The following is an 8205-nucleotide window of genomic DNA, read 5'->3' as shown; positions in this document are numbered from 1 at the left end:
GCGCGGTCGGTGCTGGCGGCGATCGGCGCGGTGGACGCGGCGGGCCGGGTGACCGACCGGGGCGTGAGGATGGCCCGCCTCGGCCTGCACCCGCGGCTGGCCCGGGCGCTGCTGGACGGGGCGCAGGCGGTCGGTGCCCGGCGCGCCGCCGAGGTGGTGGCGCTGCTGAGCGAGGAGCCGCCGCGTGAGTACGGCGACGACCTGGCGGCCGCGTGGCGCGCGGCGCGGCGGGGCGGTGACGCGTACGGAGCGCGCTGGCGGCAGGAGGCGAGGCGCCTGGCACGGCAGCTGGACGGCACCGGGGCACCGGACGACACCCTGCCGGACGATGCCGTCGCCGGGACGGTCACGTCGTTGGCGTACCCGGAGCGGGTGGCGCGGGCCAGGGGTGAAGGGGCGTTCCTGATGGCGTCCGGGACGGGCGCCGAGCTCGGGGAGGGGTCCCGGCTGCGGGCGGCTTCCTGGCTGGCCGTCGCCGTCGCGGACCGGCCGTCGCACGCCGCTTCCGCGCGGGTGCGGCTGGCCGCCGTGGTGGACGGGGAGACCGCGCGGACGGCGGCCCGGCATCTGCTCGTGGCGCGCGAGGAGGTGCGGTGGGAGGACGGTGACGTGATCGCGCGGTCCGTGGAGCGGCTGGGTGCCATCGAGACGGCCGTACGGCCGCTGAGGGACCCGGATCCCGCGCTCGTACGGGACGCCCTGCTGGACGGCCTGCGGCGCGACGGGGTGGCGCTGCTGCGCTGGTCGCGGGAGTCGGAGGAGCTGCGCCGGCGGCTGGCGTTCCTGCACCGGGTGCTGGGCGCGCCGTGGCCGGACGTGTCGGACGCCGCGCTGCTGGAGCGTACGGAGGAGTGGCTGGAGCCGGAGTTGTCGCGGGCGCGGCGAGGCGCGGACCTGGCACGGATCGACGCGGGGCAGGCCCTTCAGCGGCTTTTGCCGTGGGCGACCGGTGACGCGGCCCGGCTGGAGGAGCTGGCGCCGGAGCGGATCGAGGTGCCGAGCGGGTCGCGGATCCGGGTCGAGTACGGCGGTGAGCAGCCCGTGCTGGCGGTGAAGCTCCAGGAGATGTTCGGGCTCGCGGAAACGCCCTCCGTAGCGGGCGTTCCGGTGCTGGTGCACCTGCTGTCGCCGGCCGGGCGCCCCGCCGCCGTCACGGCGGACCTGGCGTCCTTCTGGCGCGACGGATACCGCTCCGTACGCGCGGAGCTGCGCGGGCGCTACCCGAAGCATCCGTGGCCGGAGGACCCGGCGGTGGCGGAGCCGACCCGTCGGACGAACGCGCGGCGCTGACGGCCGGGCGGCGCCGTGCGCGTGCTTCCAGCCACAGGGACAGCGCCGCCAGCCCCGTACCGAGGAGCAGGAAGCCCCACGGCAGGTGTGACGTCATCAGCAGGACCAGGCGGCGCTGGGAGCGCACCAGGTCGACGGTGTGGTCGAGGTAGTCCTCGCGCATCCTGACGTGCCCCGCGAAGGCGGTGACCTTGTCGCGGCCGCCGAGCAGGGTGCCGCCGCGCAGTTCCTCGCGGTGGACCTCCTCGCCGTTGACGGGGGCGCCGGTGACCGGTTCGACCCAGAACATCCGCTTGGTGGTGTACCAGCGGGTGGTGCCGGTCTGCTGTTCCAGCTTCGAGGCGTCGACGCCCGGCAGGGGCATCTTCTTCGGGTACGGGACCTTCGTCCATGGGACGGTCTGCTCGAAGTAGTAGACCTCCAGGCCGCGGAAGGTGCGGGTGCCCTTGTAGTGGATGGGCGCGGAGGTGCGGGTCTGGGCGTCGAAGTACGCGTAGTCCCGTTTCCCGGTGAGGAAGGGCCACTTGAACTCGATGCCCTCGCGCCGCACGGGGTCTCCGTCGACCATCTCGCCGGTGACGTGGACGGGCGCCTGGGTGTGGGCGTCGAAGATGTAGCGCTCGGGGATCTGGGACACCGTCGAGCCGTCGGGGCCGACCACATGGGACAGGGCGTCCCACACGACGACGTCGCGGCCGGCGTCCCGTTCGATCCTGCGGGACTCCTCGACGTTGCCCTTCAGGGTCTGGACGATGGTGACCCTCTCGACCTGTTCGGCCCGCATGGTGTCGTACTTCAGGAGGGTGGCCGGCTTCGCCTCCAGCACCATCTCCTGGTACTGGCCGGCCGGGACCTTCGCCAGCCGGGGGAAGGCGTACCACCGCAGCGTGGGCGCCATGGCGGCGAAGAACACCGCGAAGGAGAGGAGCACGAGGGCGGCTCTGCGGCGCATGGCGGACGCCCTCCTACTTCTTGGGGCCGGGAACCGTGGTCAGCAGCGGCCGGGGCGAGGTCTCGCCCTCGGGGGCCGGGTCCGTGACGGCCAGGAGCAGGACCAGGAACAGGACCGGGGCCAGCCCTATGGCGGTGGCTACAAGGACGCGCATGGACCGGCCTCCCTACCTGATGCTCCGTCAGGTGTCAGGAACCGTAGCAATGGGGGCGCGAGATGAGAACACACGGAACACCGCCCCACCGGCTGGGGTGGGGCGGTGCGTGCGGTGCTCAGGGCGTGGGCCCGGTCAGGCGACCTTGAGCTCGATGGTCAGGGTCGCACCGCCGGTGGTGGTGAGGCGGAGCAGGAACGTGCCGGTCTGGCCGTCCGCGAAGACCTTCGGAAGCGTGAGCATGCCGTTCGCGTCGGTCGTCAGGCCTTCGAGGGTGCGGACCGGGTTCCCTTGTTCGTCCTTGAAGAAGGGTCCCTTTTCGTTGGCGGTCGCGTCGTCCGCCGCCCTGATCATGGTGGCGGTCAGGGCGACACCGGAGGCGGCGGCGCCCTTGTAGGTCGCCTTCACCTGGACCTGGTCGGCGAATTCCGTCTCCGGCTTGGCCGTCAGCTCCTTGTCGTCCGTCCTGACCAGGGCGTCGGCCTGGCGGGCGGTGACGGTCGCGGTGCGGTCGACGGGGGCGACCGTGCGGCCCACGACGGTGGCCCGGACGGTGAACTCACCGGTCCGCTCGCCCGCCTGGAGCGCGGGGGCGGTCGCGGTGCCGTCGGCGCCCGTGAGGACGGTGACGCCGGTGGCGCCGTCCGGGAAGCGGGAGTCGGTCTCGCCGGTGATCGTGAAGCGCACAGCGACCCTGGCGACCGGCTTGCCCGCCCCGTTCAGCGCCGTCACGGCGGGGCGCTCCGCGAACACGGTGCCGGCCGTCGCGGTCAGCAGCCCCGTCCCCGCGTCCTTGAGGCGCGCGACGGTGGCGGAGGGCGACGGGGAGGGCGTGGGGGTCGTGGGCGGGGTCGGCGTGGGTGTGGGTGTCGTCGTCGGCGGCTTGGGGGTCGGCATGCCGGAGCCGGGCGGGGGGGTCGGCCGGGGGGTGGCCGGCGGAGGCGTGACGGACGGCGGCGTGGCCGACGGGCTCGCGGGCGGCGTGGGCCTCGGCTTCGACTTCGGCTTGGGCTTCGGGGTGGGCGTGGAGCCCGGGTCGGTGCCGGTGTCGCTGCGGTCGACCGGCAGGACACCCGTGCCGTCCGGCACCTGGTGGCTGTTGTTCTTGTAGTACTCGAACCAGGACAGAACCGTACGCAGGTACTCCGTCGAGCGGTTGTAGCTGAGGATCGCCTTGTCCAGGTCGGCCTTCACCGCGAGGTCGCGGTTGTTCGCGCACAGGTACATGCCGGCCGCGCGGGCGGCGTCGTAGATGTTGTTCGGGTCCTTGCGGCCGTCGCCGTTGGCGTCCTGGCCCCAGCTCGCCCACGTGGAGGGGATGAACTGCATGGGCCCGACCGCGCGGTCGTGCGTCGTGTCACCGTCGTAGGCGCCGTTGTCGGTGTCGGAGATGTTGGCGAACCCGACGCCGTTGAGGACGGGGCCGAGGATGGGCGTAAGGGTCGTGCCGTCGGCGCTGACGCGCCCGCCGCGCGCCTGGCCGGACTCGACCTTGCCGATGCCGGCGAGGAGCTGCCAGGGGAGGTTGCAGCCGGGGTCCTCGGTCTTCAGGTGCTGCTCGGCCTGCTTGTAGGCCGCGAGCACGGTCGCCGGTATACCCGCCTCGGCGGGGCCGGTGACCACCGGCGTGGTGGCACCGGGCTTGGTGGGAGTGTTGAGCGGCGGCAGGTCCGTGTAGTACGGGGAGTTGCCGGTCGCCGATCCGTCGGGCGAGGGCGGTGTCACGTCGGACAGCGACTGGTCGGCCCCGTCGGCGGAAGGCGCCACTCCGGGCGCCTGTGAGGCGGAGAGCGCCGCCACCGCCGCCGCGGCCACCGCTGTGCTGGTGGCTCCCTTGCGCAGTCGACGGCCGATGTGCGCTGCCATACGTCTGGTCCCTCCCCGGTGCCCGGCCCTTCGCGCTCCCCAGCGCGGTGACTCAGGCGACCCTACGGCAACTCGGCGCCCCGGGACACCGCCACCTGACCGCTTTTCACGCTTTCGTCACCTCCTGGTCGTCCGGAATCCGGTGCGCGAACGTCACGCATACTGGGCGCCATTGATCAGAGGTTCGCATTTCGGGGGGCACGCCAGCCATGCCATTCACACTCAGCCACGCCGCGGCGGTCCTGCCGGGGATACGGAGGTCCGGCACCGCACGGGGCCCTCTTGTCGCGTCGGCACTCGTCATGGGCTCCTTCTCGCCCGATATGACGTACTTCGCCGACACCGCGATCCCGGGTGCGATGCTCTTCGGGGACGTCACGCACAGCCTGTTGGGCATTCTGACCGTCGATGTCCTGATCACCGCGGTGCTGGTGGCGGTGTGGCTGATGGTGCGTGAGCCGCTGCTGGCACTGGTGCCCGCCCGATGGCAGGGGCGGGTGCACACGCTGGTACGGGGCGAATCCTGGCGCGAGCGGCACCGGGTGGGGCTGGCGGCCCGGTTCTACGCCTCGGCCGTCATCGGGGCGGCGACGCATGTGGTGTGGGACCTGTTCACGCACGCGGACCGGTGGGGCACGAGGGTACTGCCGGCGCTCGGGGAAGTCGTGGCCGGATTCCCGATGTACCTGTACGCGCAGTACGGCGGCTCCGCCGTCGCGCTGGTGGTGCTGGTGTGGTTCGCGGGCGGCGCGCTGCGGCGGGTCCCGCCGGAGGCGGCGGGGCGGGCTCCGGCGTCGGTGCCGGTGCTGGACCGGCGGGGCCGGATGCTGGCGGCGGGGCTGCTCGGCGTGTGTGTGGCGGCGGGGATCGTGCACCGGTGCGTGCGGTGGTACGCGTACTGGGGGCGGATCGAGACACCGCTGGACATCATTCCGACGGCGTGCTTCGGCGCGGGAGCAGGACTGGCGGCCGGGTTGCTGCTGTACGGCGCGGGAATGCGGCTGCGGGCGGCGGGGCGCGGGCCGGTGGGGTAGCTGCACGCCGGCCCCGGCGCGGGTCCGGGCCGGGTCCGGCGCGGACGATGAGCGGGTCCGGCGCGGGTCCGGCGCGGGGCAGGGCAGGAGCGCGCCCCGGCCGCCCCGGACGGGGGCGTACCGGGGCGGGCGGGCCGGGCGCCTCGCCTCAGTGCGCCGCGGACTCCCAGTCCGGGCCCACGCCCACCGAGACGTCCAGCGGAGCGCGGAGTTCCACCGCCGTGGACATTTCGCGGCGGACGAGTTCCTCCACCCGCTCGCGCTCGCCCGGGGCGACCTCCAGCACGATTTCGTCGTGGACCTGGAGCAGCATCCGGGTGTTCAGGCCCGCCTCCCGCAGCGCCCGGTCGACGTTGAGCATCGCGACCTTCACGATGTCGGCGGCCGTGCCCTGGATCGGGGCGTTGAGCGCCATCCGCTCGGCCGCCTCGCGGCGCTGGCGGTTGTCGCTGTTCAGGTCCGGCAGGTACCGGCGGCGGCCGAGCATCGTCTCCGTGTACCCGGTGGCACGCGCCTCGTCGACGACCCGACGCAGATAGTCGCGCACGCCGCCGAACCGCTCGAAGTAGGTGTCCATCAAGGCGCGCGCCTCGCCCGCCTCGATGTTCAGCTGCTGGGAGAGGCCGAAGGCGGACAGGCCGTACGCCAGGCCGTAGGACATCGCCTTGATCTTGCGGCGCATCTCGGCGTCGACGGCGGACCGCTCCACCGAGAACACCTGGGAGGCGACCGTGGTGTGCAGGTCCTCCCCGGAGGTGAACGCCTCGATCAGGCCCTCGTCCTCCGACAGGTGGGCCATGACCCGCAGTTCGATCTGGCTGTAGTCGGCCGTCATCAGGGACTCGAAGCCCTCGCCGACCACGAAGCCGTGCCGGATCGCGCGGCCCTCGTCGGTGCGGACCGGGACGTTCTGGAGGTTCGGGTCCGTCGACGACAGGCGGCCGGTCGCCGCGACCGTCTGGCTGAAGGTGGTGTGGATCCGGCCGTCCGCCGCGATCGTCTTGATCAGGCCTTCGACCGTGGAGCGCAGCCGGGCCTGCTCGCGGTGGCGCAGCATGATGACCGGCAGCTCGTGCTCGGTCTGGGCGGCCAGCCACGCCAGCGCGTCGGCGTCCGTGGTGTAACCGGTCTTGGTCTTCTTCGTCTTGGGGAGGTTCAGCTCGCCGAAGAGGACCTCCTGGAGCTGCTTGGGCGAGCCGAGGTTGAACTCGTGCCCCACAGAGGCGTGCGCCTCCTTCACCGCCTGCTGCACGGCGCCCGCGAACTGCTGCTCCATCGCCTCCAGATGGGCGCGGTCGGCGGAGATGCCGTGCCGCTCCATCCGGGCGAGCAGCAGGGACGTGGGCAGTTCCACGTCGTGCAGGAGCTCGGTGGCGCCGACTTCCTGGAGCTTCTCGCCGAACGCCTCGCCCAGGTCGAGGACCGCGCGGGCCTGTGCCATCAGGGCGTCGGCCTCCGCCTGTTCGTCGGTGCCGAAGGCGAGCTGTCCGTCGGCGGCGGCAGGGGCAAGCTCCCTATGCAGGTACTCGACGGACAGGGCGTCCAGCGCGAAGGACCGGCGGCCGGGCTTGACCAGATAGGCGGCGAGGGCGGTGTCCATGGTGATGCCCTCGATGTGCCAGCCGTGTTCGGGGAAGACCCGCAGCGCCTCCTTGGCGCTGTGCATGATCTTCGGACGGCCCGGGTCGGCGAGCCAGGCCGCGAAGGCCTTCTCGTCGGCCTCGTCCAGCTGGGTCGTGTCGAACCAGGCCGCCTTGCCGTCGGCGGCGGCCAGCGCGACCTCGCTGACATTGCCCACACCAAGGGCCCAGGTGGCGACGGTCGCGACGCCGAGCGGCCGGCCGCCGTGCTGCTCCAGCCAGTACGCCAGCTCCCCGGCGCCCAGGACAGTGCCGTCCAGCTCGACACCGGCGGCCGTGGCGGGCGCCTCGTCCTCCTCCGCACCCGGGTCGACGGCGAGGAGCCGCTCCCGCAGGCTGGGGTTGCGGATCTCCAGGACCTCCAGGAACCCCTTCAGCGCCGTCCTGTCGTACGGCCTGCGCTCCAGGTCCGCGACCGACTTGGGCAGCTCCACGTCACGGACCAGCTCCGTGAGGTGACGGTTGAGCTTGACCGACTCCAGGTGGTCGCGCAGCGCCTGCCCGACCTTGCCCTTGACCTCGTCGGCGCGCTCGACCAGCTCCGCGAACGAACCGAACTGGTTGATCCACTTCGTGGCCGTCTTCTCACCGACACCGGGGATGCCCGGCAGGTTGTCCGACGGGTCGCCGCGCAGGGCGGCGAAGTCGGGGTACTGCGAGGGGGTCAGTCCGTACTTCTCCTGGACCTTCTCCGGGGTGAAGCGGGTCAGCTCGGAGACACCCTTGGTGGGGTACAGCACGGTGATGTGGTCGGAGACCAGCTGGAAGGAGTCCCGGTCACCGGTGACGATCAGCACCTCGAAGCCCGCCGCCTCGGCCTGGGTGGCCAGGGTGGCGATGATGTCGTCGGCCTCGAAGCCGTCGACCGCGAACCGCTCCGCGTTCATGGTGTCCAGCAGCTCACCGATCAGCTCGACCTGCCCCTTGAACTCGTCGGGGGTCTTGGAGCGGTTCGCCTTGTACTCGGGGAAGTCCTCGGAGCGCCAGGTCTTGCGGGACACGTCGAACGCCACGGCGAAGTGCGTGGGCGACTCGTCGCGCAGCGTGTTCGCCAGCATCGACGCGAAGCCGTAGATGGCGTTGGTCGTCTGGCCGCTCGCGGTGGTGAAGTTCTCCGCGGGCAGCGCGAAGAACGCCCGGTACGCCAGGGAGTGCCCGTCCATGAGGAGCAGGCGCGGACGGTTGTCGTCGGTCTTCTTCGATGCTGTCTCTACCACGGGGACGATCCTGCCACGGACCACTGACAATCCCGACCGAGCGAGCCTTGAG

General features: G+C 72.3%; 5 protein-coding genes and 1 pseudogene. 2 read left to right on the top strand and 4 right to left on the bottom strand.

The window, feature by feature from the left end:
• Positions 1-1290, top strand: a 1290-nt coding sequence (locus tag ABT360_RS29460; protein ID WP_444852346.1) for an ATP-dependent helicase C-terminal domain-containing protein, incomplete at its 5' end; no start/stop codon positions are given.
• Here ABT360_RS29460 and ABT360_RS29455 read toward each other — a convergent pair.
• The 3 genes and pseudogenes from ABT360_RS29455 to ABT360_RS29445 all read right to left on the bottom strand — a co-directional run.
• A pseudogene (locus tag ABT360_RS29455) lies at positions 1283-2242 on the bottom strand (DUF3068 domain-containing protein); the annotation flags it as partial. The gene ABT360_RS29460 and the pseudogene ABT360_RS29455 overlap by 8 nt on opposite strands.
• Positions 2243-2255: 13 nt before the next feature.
• Positions 2256-2396 carry an SPW_0924 family protein gene (locus tag ABT360_RS29450; RefSeq protein WP_351823029.1) on the bottom strand — a complete coding sequence of 47 codons (141 nt, stop codon included), beginning with the start codon at positions 2394-2396 and terminating at the stop codon, positions 2256-2258.
• A 135-nt stretch (positions 2397-2531) separates the two neighbouring features.
• Positions 2532-4262, bottom strand: coding sequence for a lytic murein transglycosylase (locus tag ABT360_RS29445; RefSeq protein ID WP_351823026.1), 1731 nt, complete (start codon positions 4260-4262; stop codon positions 2532-2534).
• Between the two features lie 209 nt (positions 4263-4471).
• Between ABT360_RS29445 and ABT360_RS29440 the strand changes: the two genes are divergently transcribed.
• Positions 4472-5296: a DUF4184 family protein gene (locus ABT360_RS29440; protein WP_351823023.1), complete on the top strand. Its 825-nt coding sequence runs from the start codon at positions 4472-4474 to the stop codon at positions 5294-5296.
• A 148-nt stretch (positions 5297-5444) separates the two neighbouring features.
• On the opposite strand, the gene polA is transcribed toward ABT360_RS29440, so the two are convergent.
• A complete protein-coding gene (polA, locus tag ABT360_RS29435; protein WP_351823044.1) occupies positions 5445-8099 on the bottom strand; it encodes a DNA polymerase I in 2655 nt (884 codons plus the stop codon).
• Positions 8100-8205 lie beyond the last annotated feature (106 nt).

Source organism: Streptomyces sp. NPDC000229 (assembly GCF_040300825.1).
Taxonomy (GTDB): Bacteria; Actinomycetota; Actinomycetes; order Streptomycetales; family Streptomycetaceae; genus Streptomyces.
The sequence above is the reverse complement of the archived record's forward strand: the minus strand, read 5'-3'. Positions and strand labels throughout refer to the sequence as shown.